The sequence below is a fragment of the Shewanella sp. 5_MG-2023 genome, from assembly GCF_030547465.1.
Classification (GTDB): Bacteria; Pseudomonadota; Gammaproteobacteria; order Enterobacterales; family Shewanellaceae; genus Shewanella.
In genome coordinates this window covers 15,747-34,476 of the sequence record NZ_JAUORC010000020.1, presented here as the reverse complement: position 1 = coordinate 34,476, position 18,730 = coordinate 15,747, and the positions used below count along the sequence as shown (strand labels likewise).

At 42.1% G+C, this 18,730-nt stretch carries 14 protein-coding genes and 1 pseudogene; 11 read left to right on the top strand and 4 right to left on the bottom strand.

Annotated elements, in window-relative coordinates; all coding sequences use genetic code 11:
- Nucleotides 1-7 precede the first annotated feature (7 nt).
- The 3 genes and pseudogenes from Q4557_RS13055 to deoD form a co-directional block, all read left to right on the top strand.
- Nucleotides 8-207: pseudogene (locus Q4557_RS13055) on the top strand (hypothetical protein); the annotation flags it as partial.
- A gap of 474 nt (nt 208-681) precedes the next feature.
- Entirely contained in the window at nt 682-1,908 is a 1,227-nt protein-coding gene (locus tag Q4557_RS13050) for a NupC/NupG family nucleoside CNT transporter (protein WP_303413221.1), read from the top strand.
- A 56-nt stretch (nt 1,909-1,964) separates the two neighbouring features.
- Entirely contained in the window at nt 1,965-2,675 is a 711-nt protein-coding gene (gene deoD, locus Q4557_RS13045) for a purine-nucleoside phosphorylase (protein ID WP_303413219.1), read from the top strand.
- Between the two features lie 174 nt (nt 2,676-2,849).
- On the opposite strand, the gene Q4557_RS13040 is transcribed toward deoD, so the two are convergent.
- Nucleotides 2,850-3,101 carry a hypothetical protein gene (locus Q4557_RS13040; RefSeq protein WP_102475883.1) on the bottom strand — a complete coding sequence of 84 codons (252 nt, stop codon included), beginning with the start codon at nt 3,099-3,101 and terminating at the stop codon, nt 2,850-2,852.
- A gap of 545 nt (nt 3,102-3,646) precedes the next feature.
- On the opposite strand from Q4557_RS13040, the gene Q4557_RS13035 reads away from it, so the two are divergent.
- Both Q4557_RS13035 and Q4557_RS13030 read left to right on the top strand, forming a co-directional pair.
- On the top strand, nt 3,647-5,425 hold the full coding sequence (locus Q4557_RS13035; protein ID WP_102436358.1) for a transporter: 1,779 nt from the start codon (nt 3,647-3,649) through the stop codon (nt 5,423-5,425).
- A gap of 293 nt (nt 5,426-5,718) precedes the next feature.
- Entirely contained in the window at nt 5,719-6,153 is a 435-nt protein-coding gene (locus tag Q4557_RS13030; protein WP_102436356.1) for a hypothetical protein, read from the top strand.
- 170 nt (nt 6,154-6,323) lie between these two features.
- Here Q4557_RS13030 and Q4557_RS13025 read toward each other — a convergent pair whose 3' ends face one another.
- The 3 genes from Q4557_RS13025 to Q4557_RS13015 form a co-directional block, all read right to left on the bottom strand.
- Entirely contained in the window at nt 6,324-7,394 is a 1,071-nt protein-coding gene (locus Q4557_RS13025) for a polysaccharide lyase family 7 protein (RefSeq protein ID WP_303413214.1), read from the bottom strand.
- Nucleotides 7,395-7,468: 74 nt separating this feature from the next.
- Complete coding sequence (locus tag Q4557_RS13020) at nt 7,469-8,719, bottom strand: alginate lyase family protein (RefSeq protein ID WP_102475882.1); 1,251 nt, start codon at nt 8,717-8,719, stop codon at nt 7,469-7,471.
- Nucleotides 8,720-9,064: 345 nt separating this feature from the next.
- Nucleotides 9,065-10,042, bottom strand: coding sequence for a polysaccharide lyase family 7 protein (locus Q4557_RS13015; RefSeq protein WP_303413212.1), 978 nt, complete (start codon nt 10,040-10,042; stop codon nt 9,065-9,067).
- 284 nt (nt 10,043-10,326) lie between these two features.
- Here Q4557_RS13015 and Q4557_RS13010 point away from each other — a divergent pair, with 284 nt between their 5' ends.
- The 6 genes from Q4557_RS13010 to Q4557_RS12985 all read left to right on the top strand — a co-directional run bounded on the left by Q4557_RS13010 (nt 10,327) and on the right by Q4557_RS12985 (nt 18,530).
- Complete coding sequence (locus tag Q4557_RS13010; protein WP_303413210.1) at nt 10,327-11,886, top strand: polysaccharide lyase 6 family protein; 1,560 nt, start codon at nt 10,327-10,329, stop codon at nt 11,884-11,886.
- Between the two features lie 50 nt (nt 11,887-11,936).
- Nucleotides 11,937-13,556 (top strand): chondroitinase-B domain-containing protein, encoded by a 1,620-nt coding sequence (locus Q4557_RS13005; RefSeq protein WP_303413208.1) that lies wholly within the window; start codon nt 11,937-11,939, stop codon nt 13,554-13,556.
- A 50-nt stretch (nt 13,557-13,606) separates the two neighbouring features.
- Nucleotides 13,607-14,431, top strand: a complete 825-nt coding sequence (locus tag Q4557_RS13000; protein ID WP_102436346.1) for a hypothetical protein — start codon at nt 13,607-13,609, stop codon at nt 14,429-14,431.
- A gap of 601 nt (nt 14,432-15,032) precedes the next feature.
- A complete protein-coding gene (locus Q4557_RS12995) occupies nt 15,033-15,749 on the top strand; it encodes a FadR/GntR family transcriptional regulator (RefSeq protein ID WP_076541842.1) in 717 nt (238 codons plus the stop codon).
- Nucleotides 15,750-15,953: 204 nt separating this feature from the next.
- Nucleotides 15,954-17,819: a DUF294 nucleotidyltransferase-like domain-containing protein gene (locus Q4557_RS12990; protein WP_102475846.1), complete on the top strand. Its 1,866-nt coding sequence runs from the start codon at nt 15,954-15,956 to the stop codon at nt 17,817-17,819.
- Nucleotides 17,820-18,530 carry a 3'-5' exonuclease gene (locus tag Q4557_RS12985; protein ID WP_303413202.1) on the top strand — a complete coding sequence of 237 codons (711 nt, stop codon included), beginning with the start codon at nt 17,820-17,822 and terminating at the stop codon, nt 18,528-18,530. It begins immediately after the preceding gene.
- Nucleotides 18,531-18,730: the final 200 nt, after the last annotated feature.

The following is an 18,730-nucleotide window of genomic DNA, read 5'->3' as shown; positions in this document are numbered from 1 at the left end:
AATTATTGCCGACAGTGATGAAGTGTCCCTTGATGTGGGCTTTTACTATATGGCTAACGCCATGGGGCGATTAATCGGTACGGTATTATCTGGGCAGTGTTTCAGTTTTATGGTCTAGAAGCCTGCTTGTGGATCTCGGCGGCCTTTGTTGCTATTGCAGCAGGGCTATCGACCAAGTTACCAGTGACCAAACTGAATACGAACTGATTTATCGTTACAGTTACCGCTGTGCTATTTAATGGTCATTCTAAATAAAAAGCCCGTTTAACGGGCTTTTTCATCTTCATCTATCTTATTTGAATCATTGTTCTTGTTTGAGTACTTCGAAAGTGAAGCATTTTGGGGCTAATTTTTAACGTTTTTTAGTGTTGTAAAATTACTTAATTGTAATAATTTGATCGGATAAAGTGACATTTTATTCTGTTTGAAATCACGCCGCCATTGATTCAGTTGGTCACCCTTATAAGGATGATGTTGGTGATGTTTTTAAGTTGTAATTTGATTGCTGCCTGTCTGCTCCTTATGAAAGCGCTATTTAGGCTTTGTGTTGTTATTTATAAGGCGTTATCAGGCTTTTAATCGTCTAATAAAAATAATCATCCCGACTGGTATCTATTGCTTGAGTCCGTGCCATTGCTCGCTAAACTGCTCGTATCGTAGAGTTTAGTGAGTTAAAAATGTATGGATGTTTTCATCAGTTTACTAGGCATGTGTGCCTTGATTGGTTTAGCTGTTTTACTGTCAGAACGAAGAAAGGCTATTAACCTAAGAACGGTTATCGGTGCGTTAGCATTCCAAGTCGCCTTTGGTGCATTTGTGATGTACGTGCCAATGGGTCAAACCATATTGGATAGCGCTTCTAATGGCGTGATGCACGTTATTAGCTACGGCAATGAAGGCTTAAGCTTCGTGTTTGGTGACTTAGCCAAATTCAGTGTTGGATTCATCTTCTTAATTAACGTGTTATTTATTGTGGTATTTATTAGCTCGCTCATCGCCGTGCTGTATTACCTTGGCATCATGCAGCTGTTTATTGGCATTATTGGCGGCGCATTATCAAAAATACTTGGCACTAGCCGCGCTGAGTCCTTATCGGCAACCGCCAATATTTTTGTGGGACCGATTGAAGCCCCTTCAATGGTGCGTCCTTTTGTAAAACACATGACCCGCTCAGAGCTATTTGCAGTGATGACTGGCGGTTTAGCCTCTGTTGCTGGTGGCACCATGATTGGTTATATCCAAATGGGTGTTGATATTAAGTACGTGCTGACCGCTGCCTTTATGACTGCACCAGCAGGACTGTTGTTTGCCAAAATTATGTGGCCAGAAACTGAAACGCCTCGCAATGACATTGGTAAGGTCATGGATGAGCAAGAAGACAAACCGAGCAATGTACTTGATGCTGCCGCCAATGGCGCAGCGATGGGCATGCAACAGGTGATGATGGTTGCTGCGCTACTGATTGCATTTGTGGGATTGATTGCAATGGTTAACGGTCTTATCGGTGGCGTAGGTAGTTGGTTTGGTATTGCAGATCTAACGCTACAAGCCATCTTAGGTTACTTATTAGCGCCACTTGCATGGTTAATGGGTGTGCCTTGGTCTGAAGCGACCCAAGCGGCTTCATTTATCGGCCAAAAAATGGTGATTAATGAGTTTGTTGCCTATCTCGACTTCTTAAAAGTGGCTTCAGAGCTGTCGCCAAAAACCCAAATTATTATCAGTTTTGCCCTTTGTGGCTTCGCTAACATTGGCTCACTCGCCATGGTGATTGGCGGTTTAGCGGCATTGTGCCCTGAGCGTCGTCAGGACCTTAGTGAAATTGGCATGAAAGCCTTAATTGCCGCTGCACTAGCAAACTTAATGAGCGGTACTATTGCCGGTTTATTATTTAGCTTAGCCGGCTAATAACCTTAATTTTTTACGCCTGCTTATCAGTAGCAGGCTTTTTATTGGAGTAACACATGACCCCACATATTAATGCCCCAGAAGGTGCTTTTGCTAAGACAGTTTTAATGCCTGGCGACCCTCTACGTGCTAAATATATTGCTGAAAACTTCCTTGATAACCCTAAGCTAGTGACTGATGTTCGTAACATGCTGGGTTATACCGGTGAGTTTCAAGGTAAGCCGATTTCAGTGATGGGTTCTGGTATGGGCATTCCGTCAATCTCTATCTATGCTAAAGAGTTGATCACCGAATACGGCGTTGAGAACATTCTCCGTATCGGTTCTTGTGGCGCTGTGAGCGATAAAATTAAATTGATGGATGTGGTTATGGCAATGGGTGCAAGCACAGACTCAGCGGTTAACCGTTCGCGCTTTGCTAATACCGATTTTGCTATGATTGCTGACTTTAACATGTTGCGTTTAGCGGCTGATGCAGCTGAAAAACAAGGTGCAAGTTACCATGTCGGTAACCTATATTCTTCTGACTTATTTTATAGTGCAGATGAAGAACGTTACGACCTAATGGAAAAGTACGGCATCTTAGGCGTTGAAATGGAAGCGGCTGGGCTTTACGGCGTCGCTGCGGAATACGGCGCTAATGCATTAGCAATGATGACAGTGACCGATCATTTAAGACAAGGTTTACACTTGAGCGCTGAAGAGCGTCAACAGACCTTGAATGACATGATCAAGCTGACATTAGAAGCGGTAAGCCATTTAGACTAATGATGATAAGTGCTTACCTGGATGTAAACGCTAGGTGAGACTGCTTGTTAGTATGAAACCGTTATGCCACCCAATACCTTATGGTAATGGGCGGCATTTTTTATGGGCTTTATCAGCAGCGGGTCGATTAGCTTGTTAAGCGATGACTTGAATAACGCAGCGACTTAATAGACTTTATTTCATGGTTACCTTGCCGCCAATCATCTTAAAGGCAGGGGTACCACGAACCAAGGTGTCTCTGGCAAAAGTGCTTTCACATTGCGGACATATACATGGGCTGGTGGTGTAATCATTTACAATGCGCTCTTTAAAGCATTTTACTAATGCGCCTTTACCCCCTTTGCGGTACTTAAAAAGTTGGGTTTTACATTTGCCACAGAAGATATCGACAGTGCGACTAGGGCCTTTAGGGTTGGGTTTTGCCATTAAAGTCTCATTCAGTAAGGTTAGCGACATCTTTTAAGCTGCTAATTGAGAAAGTGTGCAACGCACTTAGGTGCTATTTTAATGCTTGTTGCTGTCACTTACTATGAGTGCAGTGCTGTCAAACTTTTTGAATATTAATTAAGTGTATTTTACACACATAACAGCTTTTTGAGGTGGTTTGAAAGTGACTTTGTTTAATCTTCGTGAGTGAAATCTCTCTCTAAATAGTTAATAAATACTACAATTGGGTGGTTGTGGTGAAAGAGTAACTACTCTTAACTGTCATAATGTAATAATTATTTGTGTTTTTTCTTTAAGATAAAATGTGTGAACTCACTCACTCAAATTTGATATGCTACTGTTTTTTATTGTTTTATTTTCTTTTTGGTTTTTGTTGAAAATGAATCTAAATCATAAAATGCGACTGCAAATAAAATAGCCGAATAACTATTATGTGTTTGATCACACATTTGCTATATTGTAGTACAATTAAATGGGGCTTTTAGATTATAGTCAACTCAAGCGTATTAGATTAAGGTTGAACAATGGAACTTAACACGATTGTTGTCGGAATATATTTCTTATTCCTGATTGGTATTGGTTGGATGTTTAGAACGTTCACTAACAATACAAGTGATTACTTCCGTGGCGGCGGAAACATGCTGTGGTGGATGGTTGGTGCATCGGCGTTTATGACGCAGTTTAGTGCTTGGACCTTTACCGGTGCTGCAGGTAAAGCGTACACCGACGGTTTTGCCGTCGCAATATTGTTCTTAGCCAATGCCTTTGGCTACCTGATGAACTACCTCTACTTCGCTCCTAAATTCCGCCAACTTCGCGTTGTTACCGTAATTGAAGCCATTAGAATGCGCTTCGGTAAAGTTAACGAGCAAGTGTTTACTTGGACTGGCATGCCAAACAGCGTTATTACCGCGGGTATTTGGTTAAATGGTTTGGCTATTATTGCCTCTGGCATCTTTGGCTTTGACATGACCACCACCATTATCCTAACGGGTCTTGTGGTATTAGTGATGTCAGTGACTGGTGGTTCTTGGGCGGTTATCGCCTCAGACTTCTTGCAAATGCTGGTGATTATGGCCGTAACCGTTACTTGTGCGGTAGTGGCAATTATTCAAGGTGGTGGCGTAAATAACATCATTGAAAACTTCCCAACTGAGTCATTCATTGTTGGTAACGACATGAACTACTTGAGCATCTTTGCTATGTGGGGTGTGTTTATCTTCTTAAAGCAGTTCAGTATTACCAATAACATGCTGAACTCATACCGTTACCTTGCTGCAAAAGACTCTAAAAATGCCCGTAAAGCAGCATTGTTAGCGTGTATTTTAATGACCATGGGCCCATTAATTTGGTTCATGCCAAGCTGGTTTATAGCTGGTGAAGGGGTTAACTTGGCACTGGCTTACCCAGATGCAGCTGGCAAAGCCTCTGATTTTGCTTACCTTTACTTTGTAGAAACTTACATGCCTGCAGGTATGGTTGGGTTATTGATTGCGGCCATGTTTGCAGCAACCATGTCTTCTATGGATTCTGGTCTGAATAAGAACTCAGGTATTTTTGTTAAAAACTTCTATGAGCCGATTGTTCGCCCAACAGCGAACGAGAAAGAGCTAGTGGTGGTTTCTAAGCTAACCTCTACTTTCTTTGGTGTTGCGATTATCTTGGTGGCATTGTTTATCAACTCGCTCAAAGGGTTAAGCTTATTCGATACCATGATGTACGTGGGCGCCTTGATTGGTTTCCCGATGACTATCCCTGCTTTCTGTGGCTTCTTTATTAAGAAAACGCCGGACTGGGCTGGTTGGGGTACCTTAGTTGTCGGTGGTTTTGTTTCATTCTTTGTGGGCTTTATTATTACCCCAGAAATGATAGAAACTGCGTTTAACTTAGACAATCAGTTAACCTCTCGTGAGTGGTCAGAGCTTGTGGTTGCCATTGGTTTAGTGGGTCACTTAGTGTTTACTGCTGGCTTCTTCGTGGCATCAACATTGTTCTACAAGCCATTAACTGCAGAGCGTCAAAAAGATGTAGATAAATTCTTCGAGAACCTTGATACACCGTTGATTTCAGAAGGTGAAGAGCAGCAGAAATTAGATAACAAGCAACGTAAAATGCTCGGTTCACTGATTTCGGTGGCAGGTATTGGGATCATGTCGATGTTCTTCATTCCTAACGAAATGACCGGACGCTTTATCTTTATCTTGTGTGGCGGCATTGTACTTACCGTGGGTCTAGTGTTGATTAAAGCGGTAGACGACAAGATTGAAGATGCAGCCCTTGAGGCAGAAGCAAGCAATAGCTAAGCTTTAAATATGGTTAGATTGAACCGTTAACTCAGTTCCCTACAAAATGTTGACCATGAAAACCACCTAGTTATCTAGGTGGTTTTTTTTTGGCTATTTGCCAATGGGAAATTGAGTTTTTCAAACTTGGTTTGCTGATTTAAAAAGATTAACGTTGTAATTAGAAGTGAGTGTTGGCCATTAAGCCTACTCGTTATTTCGATTTTGATTTGCTAGAGTACTTATTAATCAATAGCTTTGCTGAATGTACAGTCATTGGCTGGCTATAAACGTTATGTTCTAAAGGGATTTAGATGCAAAGAAATAATTTACTTATTGTTGCTGCGTACTTAAGCTTTTTCGCTGCGTTATTACACATCGGCTGTATTTTCGGCGGGCCGGATTGGTACCGTTTTTTCGGTGCTGGAGAGGGGATGGCGCAGATGGCTGCAGCTGGTGACTCATACCCAACGATAGTCACGCTTATCATCGCTGCTATTCTAGCGGGCTGGGGCTTTTACGCCCTATCTGGCGCTGGGGTTATCTTCAAGCTTCCTCTATTAAAAACCTGCTTAGTCTTAATCTCCGCAGTGTATTTAGTGCGCGGTATTGCAGGGTTAATTGTACCGTTTTTCACATCCGATCCCCTGGTGCACCAAAACTCGCTAACATTTTGGGTTGTCAGTTCTGTCATTTGTTGTATTTTCGGTGCTTATTACCTGCTGGGCACAATAAGGTTATGGCGATAGGTTTTTAGTTATCAAACTTCGTTTGCAGTTTAAAAAATCAAGATCTCAAGCTCGAAATTAACGATAAATGCTAGCTAATGAGTGTTATTTTTAGCCAAAAAAAGCCAGCTTGTCGCTGGCTTTTTTTGGCTTGTAGCTGGCTTAGTTACTGACTTAAATGACCCACAACACTACTGTTTCAAGTTCAGCTTATAAAAACTCACTTGGGTGTAATCTCCTGCGGCGACGCCGTTGTTAGTGCATCCCGTGCCCCAAACTGGGTGCGCAGTACCTTGATTACATTGGTTATAAGCACCGGCTTTAAAGTACATGTTGTCGCTGCCATAACCTTGGTCAATGGGGTGACCTGGGTAAGGCTGACTTAAATCGGTTTTAAATACCTTGGTTTGGGCGGCATCGGTACCAGGATTTTTGACAAAGGTTAGCGTCATCAAGCTGCCGACAACATTGACGTCATAGCTAAATAGCTCCCCTAGCTTGATGCCATCAACAGGGTCGTCACTTTGCTTGGTTAACGTATCGCTGCCCCAAATTGGAATAGGGATATCGTAGCGTTGGTCTATATCTGCTGGGTAAACTTCATAGTTCCAAAACAGTGAACCATATTCATGGTTTGGCATTTTGCGGTAGTAAATTTTAAGTGGTTCAACTTTACTTGATCCATGAATTTGGCCAACCACCACCGAGTGGGATGGGAATTTACTGTCATCGCCACTAACACTAACCCAATCAACCGCAACGGTGGCACTTAACTGGCCGCCGATAGCGCCATAAGCTTGCTTGTTAGGGTGAGTATCAATGACAAAGTTATTACTTGGGTGCTTGGGGTTGACCTTGGTCCCTTCACCATTGAGCATGATCCGCAGTTCAGAGCGGGCATTAGAGCTGTTTTTAGTAGTGGGTGCTGTGTTAGGTGATGCCATTACCATGGCGCCAGTTTCAGGGTGGCTGTAAAACCAAAAGTGGTTAGTGTACGGGCGCACGCTATCGTTAAGTTCATCCACTTCAATTTCCATTACTTGACCTTGGCGCGCAGGGCGATGATCAGGAATAGGCAGATTGATTTTCATTTGCGATAAATCAAAATTTTGCGCAGGTGCCAGCGTCGGGCTTAATGCTTGGCTGAGTTTGGCTTTGTAGGCTTGCTGCTGAGTGGCTAAGTCTGTGGCGGCATAGGCGCTTGAACAAAGCCCTATTGTCATCGCTGTAGCAATGGTAGTTTTTATTAAACGGTGTGGCATCTTGCCTCCTGTTTGACACTATAAATAACACACCCAGTAGCGTTTGCGACTGGGTGTTAGGATTTTATTAATGATTATTGCTTGTGATAAAGCAGCTCAATGTCACGCTGCTCCCACACTTCGGCTAAGTTCTTTTTAACGCTGAACTGGCTAAAGTCGGTGTCTTTGGCAAGCTTTATCCACTCAGGTTTATTCAGTGACTCACCGGCTTTTAAGTAGATGCTAGTCATGCGCTCAACGCGGCGACGGTCATCTTTTTGTGAGTAAGGCCATTTCACTGCGGGATCATGGTAGTTGGCCATTAACTGGATACCTTGAGCCATCGAGCCGCCTTTGTCGTTTTCATAGTTCCACAAATCAACCCCGACTTTTTCACCGAGTTCAGCAATGCCCACTAATGGCACAATACTGAAATAGTGGTAATGGTAGGCACGAGTACGCTCAATCTCATGGGGTTGTGAGCCGTCAGCTTCAAACTGGGTATCAACCCGCATTTTTCCTTTTTGCACCATCTGTTTAGTCAGGTGATCATTACCAATAAAGTAAGCGATGCTGGCCACTTGGAAGTCATACCAAGTGCCATGGTTATTAGCCGCTGCCGCCTCACCTTTAGGGCCGCCAGACAGATCATCAACAATTAGCCAATCTAAGTACTCGCTGTACCACTGCTTAATTTGCTGCTCATCTTGTTCAGTCCAATGCTTTGATTGCGACAAAATAGCAATGGCATCTAGCATTCTGTCGGCAAGGGTGCGGGTATCAATAATACCGCCTCGACGTCCTTCTGCTCTGCCGGGAACCCCTTGACCGTAGTTGACGTTAGGGTTCATTTTAGTGGCTTCATTCAAGAACCATGTACGCACAAATTCGATGCCTTTTTTGGCATAGGCTTCATCTTGGCTAAAGTAATACGCTAAGGCGACCGCGCGGGTTGAGCGGGTAAAGTTACCAATGCGTCTAGAGTCAGTTTCTGTGGTTTTTGAGGCTGGGTTGGTTTTGCCATCGTGGCGGATCCACGGCAAACCATCAGCTTTGGTTTCATCTGGCCACCAATAAGGGCTGATACTCATGTAATCATGTTTGTCGCCACTTGGTGGAGTCATGCCTTTTTCAGCCACACTAAAAGGCGCTTGTTTCATGGCGATGTCGGCTTCTTCAAGCAAGCGTTCATAAGCTTGCTTCATTGAGGCGCTAGCATCTTTGCTTTGAAGGATGGTGCGATTTTGCTGCAAAACATCTTCATTTAAGAACACAAAATCAGCGGCTTGTACTTGGTGACTGAGTGCTAATGCACTTATAAGTAGTGCAATTGGGCGTAGGGTCATTTGGGTCACAATATCATCCTTCATAGAATTTGTTATAAAGATTAAATAATACAAATAGGGTAGTTGTCTAGCGGTTTCGATGCTGTGATCCAGATCTTATTGTATTGTGTTAATGGCAAACTATTGCGCCATTTGCTACTAGCTTAGGTTTATTTGGTTTTTAATTAATGGTTTGAGTGTAATCTTATATGGCGTCAGCCACTGCTTATATAAGGTTTATAGTAAATAGTGCTGCTAACCCTTATTGTAAATTTGTCATACATTAATGCGGCGTTTGGGCTGAATGGAATTAACGCTTATAAGTTAATGGCAGCCTTATATTACGGCTGCCATTTACGTTTAACGCTACTGGTGCTGGATTGTGATCTTGTCAAATGACACTTCAAAAATCTGATTTTGGTAGTCTTCGTCAGGTTGGATTTGCGGATAAATTCCAGCTTTGAAGTAGTAAGTCTCCTCTAACCAAGCTTCTGTTAAGCTGTAATACTTACCGTCTTTTGCCAGTACAGGCTCGCCCCAAGCTAGGGTTCTTGCTGTGGTGGTATTATTGATCTCAGTGGTGATTGTTAATCCTTGCTGGTTGGCCACAATGTCATAGTGCCACTGAGTACCGGCATCCACTGTGCCTAGTTCAACACTGAACGACTGGCAGCTATCACAGCTGTCGTTATTAGGGGCAAAGCTATCGTTCAAAATGGCGCGGATTGGTTTGTTTGGTCCATCCCATTGCAGTTTAACCAGTGCTTGTTTTATTTGATAAGCGTGGATTTGGCCGACAATCACTTTAGGATCTTGGCCATTTATCTGTGGGTATTGCTCTATGCGCAGGCTGCTTGATAGTTGATGTTGTTGATTTATAGCCCAGTTTTGATTGCTGCTACTGCAAGGGTCTTGGGTTTGATAGTGATATAGCTCTCTTAATTCTGAACGTACATAAGATGAATTGATGGTAGTCGCGCCACTATCACCTAAGTTGACCTGAAAATACATGCGCTCATCACTGTCATCAACCCAGAAGTAGGGTTCGTTGGTGTCGTTTGATAGTCGAGTTTTACCGCTACAATCAGCTGGAATTAGCTCTGCGGCAGAGTCGCCACCCGTGCCGTAGTAATCATCTTTACTCACAGGTAGGGTGAGTTTCCATTGATCAATGTTCCAGCTGCAACTTTCACATTCTTCGGGCGGAACCGTTTCTTCGGGCGGAACCGTTTCTTCAGGCGGAACCGTTTCTTCAGGCGGAACCGTTTCTGAACTGCCACCTCCGCAAGCAATTAGCATAAAAATAACACTGGTTAAAAGCGGCACTGATGTCTTTTTAGTCATTTTTTATCCAAATCCCCTCTAATTAATAAATAATACAATAGATCCAGTGCTTTTTGATTGCTATTATCCGAACCATAAATGTGACCAGCGTCAAAAAACAAGATTAACGTTTTTTGACTTAAATGGTCAAGTTTTTTAAGTTGCTGTTTTTTATGGTTTATATGGTTTAATTTTGATTGTTGCACTTTTGATAATAAAAAAGTTTAAAAAAGTTTGCGCAATATCACAGATATGATGCGACAAAAATAAAACAATAACATAATACAAATAAGGGGGACGGTTTAATGAAGATTAGCTTAATTGCAGGTTTAGTTACGTTAAGTTTACTGGGCGGATGTGCCACCGAAAATTATTCAAAAGTTGATGAGGGTACACAGACTAATAAGGTCGCAATAGACAATATTGTTGCTCACGAAAAAGCAGTGATTACTTCAGGCTCAATCAAGGCCATTGATAGCGCAGCGTTAAAAAGCAAGCTGGCTTCACTTGCTGATGGGGAAGAGTTAATTCTTGAACCGGGCAAATATGCTGATTTAGGTCGTCTCGATATCACCGCGAGTAACGTTGTTATTAAAGCAAAAGTACCAGGGCAAACTTGGTTTACCGGCTTAGTGCAGCTAAACCTTGTGGGTAACAATATTACCCTCGATGGTGTGGTCTTTACCGAAGGTGGCCCTGCTGAGCGTATGGGCGGCATCACTTTCCGCGGTAATAACAACACTCTACAAAACTCGATGTTTTACTTCTTCAATGATAAATACGCTTATCAGCCAGATTCTAAGCGTGATGAATATCCAAAGTATTTATGGTTATCGCTTTACGGCAAAAACAATCAATTATTGAACAACACCTTCGAAGGTAAGCATAAACGCGGCACCTTGATAGGTATTCAGAAAGCTAAAGGTGACGAAACTGCAGATAACCATGTCATTAAAGGTAATTTGTTTTATGACCAAAAGCATAACCAGTATGAAGAGTTCGATATTAGCGATGCGATCCGTTACAACTCAAATAGCTGGGAAGCCATTCGTGTCGGCGATTCAAAAAGCTCAATCTATCCATCAAAAACCACCATTGAAGGTAACCTATTTTACGAGTGTGATGGTGAAACAGAGTTAGTGTCATTTAAGTCAGCTGGCAACGTGCTACGTGGTAACACCATTATTAACAGCGCTTCAATGGTGTCATTGCGTCACGGTATCAATAATGTGGTTGAAGACAATGTCATCCTTGGTAATGGCAAACGTTACTCAGGTGGTATTCGCTTATATGATGAAGGCCATACCATTCGTAACAACTACATTGAGCGAGTCATGGGTACCGGCAATGTCCGTGGTGGCATCGCCATTAATACCGGCATTACCGATGTGCAACAAGGTGAGCGATTAAGCCAAGACGTCAAAGGTAAAGGCTTAAACAAACAAGCGACGCCAAACAAGGTGTTAATCGAAAACAACACTGTTATTAACTCGCGTCAAAACGTCTTATATTCAGACAAAAAACACCGCGTAAGCCTCTATGACAATCAAAAAGTATCGACGGTATTTGCTGGTGTCGATATGACCTTTAATAACAACTTATCTTACGCCGCAGTGAAAAAGTCTTTAGCCCTAAAAGGTAATGATGAAGTAGCTAAGCTGGTTAACCCTACCTATAACAACGAAGTCTATTTTGGTCCTATCCAAGCGGTAGATTTACCAGCAGAAGGTATTAGCACTGCTGAGCCAAAGCTTATTGTTGCACCGAATGGTTTGCTTGAAGCGGCAGATTTAGATGTGGGCGCGAAGGGCTTAAAAGTACTGACCATGGCAGATGTTGGTGCCAGTTACACAATCCAAAAGTAATGCAAAAAAGAATTCGATTAAAATAATAAACTTAGAAAAAAGGAAGTTGTATGAAACTTAATAAATTATCGTTATTTATTAGTGCTGTTTTCGCTGTAACAACGCTATCTGCCTGTGATTTTTATGATAAGCCGATAACTGAAGATCCAACAGATCCTACTGATCCAACAGATCCAACCGACCCAATTGAACCGGTAGGGGATTTAGTCCCTGATTTGGTATTTAGTGATGCTGATTTGAGCACTCTTAAAGCGGCTATTGACGGCGCGACTGACGTTAATGAAGATGGTCAAATCGTTATCTTATTAGATAATACTGCCAGCTTTAGCGGTTTAAGCAATTTAGTCTTAGACAGCGAAACCCCATTAGTATTATTAGGTGGTGAACCGACTTATGATGGCCTAGAAGGCTCTGAATATGGCGCGGCGGCACAAATTATAGGTGGCGAAGGTTGTGTGGTTATCTCTGCTGATAACATTCAGTTACGTAACATTACTTTTAAAGACGTTACTCCAATCTGTAAAGACAGTTCAACCACCACCCTAATCAACGTAGGTACTTCATCATCAATGGGTGAGGCTTATGAAACCGTTGAGAGTAAGCCTGCTGGCGTGGTGTTATCACAACTGACCATTGATGGTGAAAACCTTGCATCAAATGGCCAGGATGATCCATTAGATTGGATTATGGTGCGCGGTGAAGGCACTCAAATCATCTATAACGCCTTTACTAACAAACCGACAGAAGAAGGCTCTTTCATTACTGTTCAAGGTACGAGTTCATCACATAAAGATGTGGTTATTAGTCACAACCATTTCAGCAACTTAGCCCTTGATAACCCTTTTAGCGGCACCAATGACGTGTTTGCGATTCGTTTAGGCACTTCAAGCTCATCTAAAACAGACTATGTGACCAATACACTCATCAGCGACAATCTATTTACTGACGTAAATGCATCACGCCGGATGATCTATGTGCGTTTAAGTAGTAACACTATTGAAAATAACACTTTTATTAGCAGCAATGGCTTTGTGTCATTAGAAGGTGGTGAAAACAACACTGTAGCTAGCAATATTATGATCAACGATGGCTCAGGTGAAGATGATGGTAAGTACGAAGCGGGTATTCGTATTATCTCTAAAGGCCACACAGTGACTAATAACTATGTCTACAACAATAGCCGTTCTAAAACCGGTAATGAAGTGGGCGCTATTTCAGTACTAGATGAAGAAATCGATGCTGGCGTAACGCTCAAAGCCCCATCAACAGTTGCTAACAACACGATTGTGAGTGCCAAACAAGGTTTCATCTTTGGTAAATCTGGTGCATGTACCGATGACTCAGTGGTTAATCTTACCGACAACCTAGTGGCAAACGGTGTTGACGGTGTTGATTCTAGTGACAAGGGTGTACGTGATGACTGCTTACTTGGTGAAGGTTCTACTTGGTCTGGCAACATGTTTGCGGTAACCACGTTATCAAGCAATAGTAACTACGAAGAAGTGACAGGAGAGCGTGAAAACTTAGGTAATGGCACTGCTGAATTAACAGAATCTGCTGAAGATTCAAAATTATTCCTTGCAACTCCAGAAGGTAATGTTGCTGGTAAAGGCGCAACAGGCTTAGTGATCCTTACTGAAGCAGAGGTTGGCCCAGAGTCAGCTGAATAAGCTCGCGTTATTAACTGGATTTGATTAAAAAAATAATTAGGAATATCAGAATGAAAAAGTATTTAGCAATTGCTGTTTTAGGTGCCTTAAGCTTTAACGCTGCAGCAGAAGATGATGATAATCTACGCCCTGGTAAAAGTACCATTGCCATTAAATGGGAACATAAACTGCTTGATGGTCGTACCGACCGCCCTAAAGTCGAGTTTGGCCATCGTATGCGCAACGGCTTTAAGTTTGGTGTTGAACAAGCGTGGCAATATGATCGCAGCAAGTCTGAAAAAGAAGTGGGTTTTGCCCCTGAGCAGTACGAGTTGACATTCAAAACAGATTATCAAACGCGTTGGGGCGATAATAACGAGCACCAGGCGGGCCCAGTATTAGATTATCAAACCAAAGAAACTGCCAACAGTATCCGATTTGGTGGTTACTATGGTTATAAAATTAATAGCGATTGGCAGGTAAAAGTGCGTGCACGTTATAGTCAGCACCTTGACCGTATCTCACTAAAAGATGATCCGGCCGATAGCTACTACCGCGATGACAAAAACAAAGAAATGCGTTACGACATGTGGCTGACGTACCGTTGGGATAACTTCCGCTTTGTTTATAACTTGATCCACTATAGCAAAATCTCATCATACAAGAACGACAGTGGTGTAGAGCAGCATGTATACAGTAATGGTGATCGCAGTTTATTTGAGCACGAGTTTACCGCGAACTACCGTTTCCCACATGCGAAAAAGCACACAGTATACGGTAAATTTAAGCTGAAAACTGAGATGCTTAAAGACAGCCATATGGTAGAAAACAGTGGTTACGATTGGTACGGTAAGCGTGATAACGCTATCGAGCTTGGTTATAAATACAGCTTCTAATGTTTAGCTGTTAATTTAATGAATAAATAACTATTGGGATTTTATCTAATTCCTTGGTTTTTAGTGATTAATTAACAAGAAGTCTGACTTGAAATGCTGCTTTGTCCTTGGTGACAGGCAGCATTTTTTTTACCCTTAACACTGAAATAAAGATTATTTTTGATTTTTGTGAGCTTGTCAGTATTAACTATGAACAAGGCTTAAGTATTAATCTTCAATTAAGGTTATTATAATTACATTAATATTATTACTGGTCTAAAACTGGTGAATGTTAAACGATGCCATATACTAGTTAAAAGAGTATCAGTCGGCGTTATAGTTCATTGTAAGAGACATAGTTTAACAAACTTTATTGGCTGACAAGTGTAATAGATTTCACTGTTATTACTTGCTAATCATCTAATATGTAAAGTAAAAATATTTTATACTGCTGACTTTAATATTTGCGTCAAGGCCTAACTTAGCTAAAATGTTGTGGTTATCAATTGCCATTGTTAAACCTCTGCTTATCAGCAAGGCTCCTTTGCTTTGTATCTTTGTGATACAAGTTATTATGTCTTTTGTATTAATTAATGTGTAAATCATAGGTGGGTATTACTACATGAGCACAAAATTTACACCAATTGGTGGCGAAAAACGCAGCTTACATGTGCAAGTGGCATGTGAAATGGCTCGTAGTATTATTTCTGGTGATTTGCCACAGGGTGAGATTATCCCTGGGGAAATGGACCTTTGTACTCAGTTTGGTGTCAGCCGTACCGCATTGCGAGAAGCGATTAAGCTATTGACCTCTAAAGGTTTGTTGGAGTCTAAGCCCAAAGTCGGTACCCGAGTGCGAATGCAAGAGTATTGGAATTATCTTGATTCTCAATTACTTGACTGGCTCATTGACATGGAAAAAACCGAGCATCTCTATCAAGAGTTTTTATCGCTGCGTAAAGCGATAGAGCCTGAAGCCTGTGCTTGCGCCGCCCGCAATGCCACGGTTGAGCAGCGGATGCAGTTATCCGCACTATTTCAAGAAATGGATCGAATTTCTAAAGGGTTTGACCATGAAGGTTGGGTCGATGCCGATTTAGAGTTTCATCGGTTAATCTTTATTTCGACTGGTAACAGCTTCTTTTTACCGTTTGCCAATGTGTTGACCACCATGTTTAAGAGTTTCTTCCACCATGCCTCAAAGCGTGGCACTACCTGTATTGAAGAGCATCGTTTAATTTACGAAGCGATTATGGCGGGTAATGCAGAAAAGGCTCGTCAAGCCAGTGAAGAGTTGCTAAATCAAAGTGACCAAGAATTAGAAGCGATTCAGCAGTAAGCTTTAATCGCTAAAAAAGGCCAACTTGTTACTGACAGGTTGGCCTTTTTTTGTGAGCTGTTCTATAAGTTAAAAAGTAGCAGTTTTTCGCAGAAGATTGCTGTCTGGTTAACGTTTTATTCCTCAAAATGCGTTAATATTAAATCATACAAATGCCAAGGTTTTTGACCTTGGTATCTACCCGTCGCTGATTGAGAGAAGATAATGGATGAATCGCTAATTCCTAATATTGTTGATTTTATTGGGCAAATTGACCCGTTTGATCAACTGTCAGGGGACGTTTTAAAAGATGTTGCCAGCTGCATTAGTATTACCTACCTTGGCCGTGGTGAGCAGATCCAATTCAGCGACGGTTCGAATGAAAAATATTTATATATTATTCGTACCGGCTCCATGGAGCAGCGTAAGCCTGACGGGGTGTTGCGTTCAAAAATGGGCCCTGAAGACTTATTCGGGTTTACCTTTTTAGAGCCCCTAAAGAATATCCTCGATGGTTATACCGCGACCGCCATCGAAAACACCTTGCTGTATTTAATTCCTCATTCAAAACTGCTTAAACTGACCGCCCAACATCAACAGTTTAGTGAAAGTATCTCCTCAGCGGCGCAACTGCGCTTACGTTCGGCCTTAAATGTGGTGTGGTCCAATAAAGAGAAAGGCCTATTTTTAAAGAAAGTTTCTGAAGTGGCCAGTGGTCATGCTGCAGTGGTTGATATTGATATGAGCATTCAAGATGTCGCCAAAGAAATGCGTGATACCTGCCGCACCTCAACCGCGGTTATCAAAAAAGACGCTAACATTGTTGGCCTTATTACTGACCGAGATATGACCAAGCGAGTCATTGCAGATGGCCTTGATATTAGTTTGCCTATTCATACGGTAATGACTACGCCTGCTATTACCATTGGCCCTGATGATTTAATTTTAAAAGCGGCATCTTTAATGATGCAGTCGGGTATTCGCAGTTTACCTGTGGTACGTGGCAATGAAGTTTTGGGGTTACTAACCTCGTCGCACTTGGTGCAAAAACATCGGATGCAGGCGATTTTCTTAATTGAGAAAATCAAATACACCGAGACTACAGCTGGGTTGGCAGAGTTAACTTCAGAGCGGCAAGCGATTTTTGAGGCCCTAGTTGATGGCAAGGTAAGCGCCGAAATTATCGGCCAAGTGATGTCGATGATCATGGATGCCTATAATCGCCGCTTAATTCAAATGGCCGAAGAGCAATTTGGCGCACCACCTTGTGATTACAATTGGGTGGTTGCAGGCTCCCACGCCCGCAATGAAATTCATATGCTGTCAGATCAAGATAGCGCCATTATTATGGATGACAGTGCGACAGAAGAAGATAAAGTTTACTTTATTAAGCTTAGTGAATTCGTTAATCAAGGCTTGGATGGTTGCGGCTATCCCACCTGCACCGGTCATTACATGGCATCGAACCCTAAATGGTGTCAGACCTTATCTGTATGGAAACAGTTTTACCGCAAGTGGGTCAGCAATCCCCAATATGGCATGCTGATGAATGTCAGCGTATTTTTAGAGGTGCGAAGCTTACATGGCAATGCTAATTTTTCCGCTGAACTGCAGCAGCACTTACATCAATTAATTGCCCAAGATCATCAGTTTTTGCATTCGCTGGTTACTGATGCCGTTCGAGTGCAGCCACCTTTAGGGATTTTTAATAAATTGGTGGTAGAAAAAAGCGGTAATAACACTAAGGTGCTTAATATTAAAAAGTATGCCTTGAATTTAATTGTCGATTTAGCACGTATTTATGGGTTAGCTGTGGGGTGTTCAGAGTCAGGGACTCGACATCGTTTTGAGTATGCCGTGAATCAAAAGCTACTCCATGAAGATGACTTTAAAGATATTATTGAGGCCTTCTATTTTGTGACTCAAGTGCGTTATAACCATCAACTATCGGCATTGCGTCAGGGGCAAAAACCCAATAATCACATGGAGCCGAGCTCGATCAGCTCATTTGAGCGTAAACATTTAAAAGATGCTTTTAGAATTATCAGTAACCTTCAGGATGCGGCCAAGCTTCGCTTTAGTGGTAATTAAATGATAAAAAAATGGCTAAACCACTTTCACCCACTAACGCGACTCAATAAAGCCAGGCAGGATTATATTGCTGCGCATCCGCAATTACCGGATTTTTTATTGGCGTTATTAACCCAGCCGTTGCCAGAGCTTGGAGCTAAGGTCACTGAACTCACCTATTTATCGCTAGACATTGAAACCAGTGGTTTGGATGCTAAGCAAGATCATATTTTGAGTGTTGGTTACGTTACTATGTGTGGCAAGCGAATTGACTTAGCCAGTGTCGGCCATACCTATATTAAAGGTGTGGTGAGGCCAGAAACCGCGGTGATAAACCACATTATGCCGCAGATGGTTAATCGGGCGCAGAAGTTGGATATTGTGATGGAGCATCTGTTTCGGCAGATGCAGGGTAAGTTACTGTTAGTGCATGGTAAGCAAGTTGAGCAGCAGTTTATTGATCATTATTTGATGAAAAAATATCAGCTACCACCCATGCCACTGTTGTGGCTTGATACCTTAGCGATTGAAAAGTCGATGACCTTGAACAAAGCTAGTCAACAAGATGGTGATTATCGACTGATATCGATACGACAGCGTTACGGTTTACCTGAATACCATGGTCATAGTGCCTCGGTTGATGCAGTGGCTACCGCAGAGCTTTATTTGGCCTTATGCACGAAATTATTTGGCAATCAAACAGGAGAGATTAAGCAGGTCTATCGCCCTTAACGTTGTGGTTTAATCGTGGTTTAGTTAGCTGCAGGCATAAAGCGAAAAATCCCCAATATCCATATTGGGGAAAGAATACCACCGGAGTGGGAGTATGATTTTTTTATTATTATTTGAGCATGGGGATTAGGTTTTCGCTAGTTTCTGCACTAGCTTTTATATCGGATTTAAAATGATGATTTGGTCTTTCTGTTAATCTT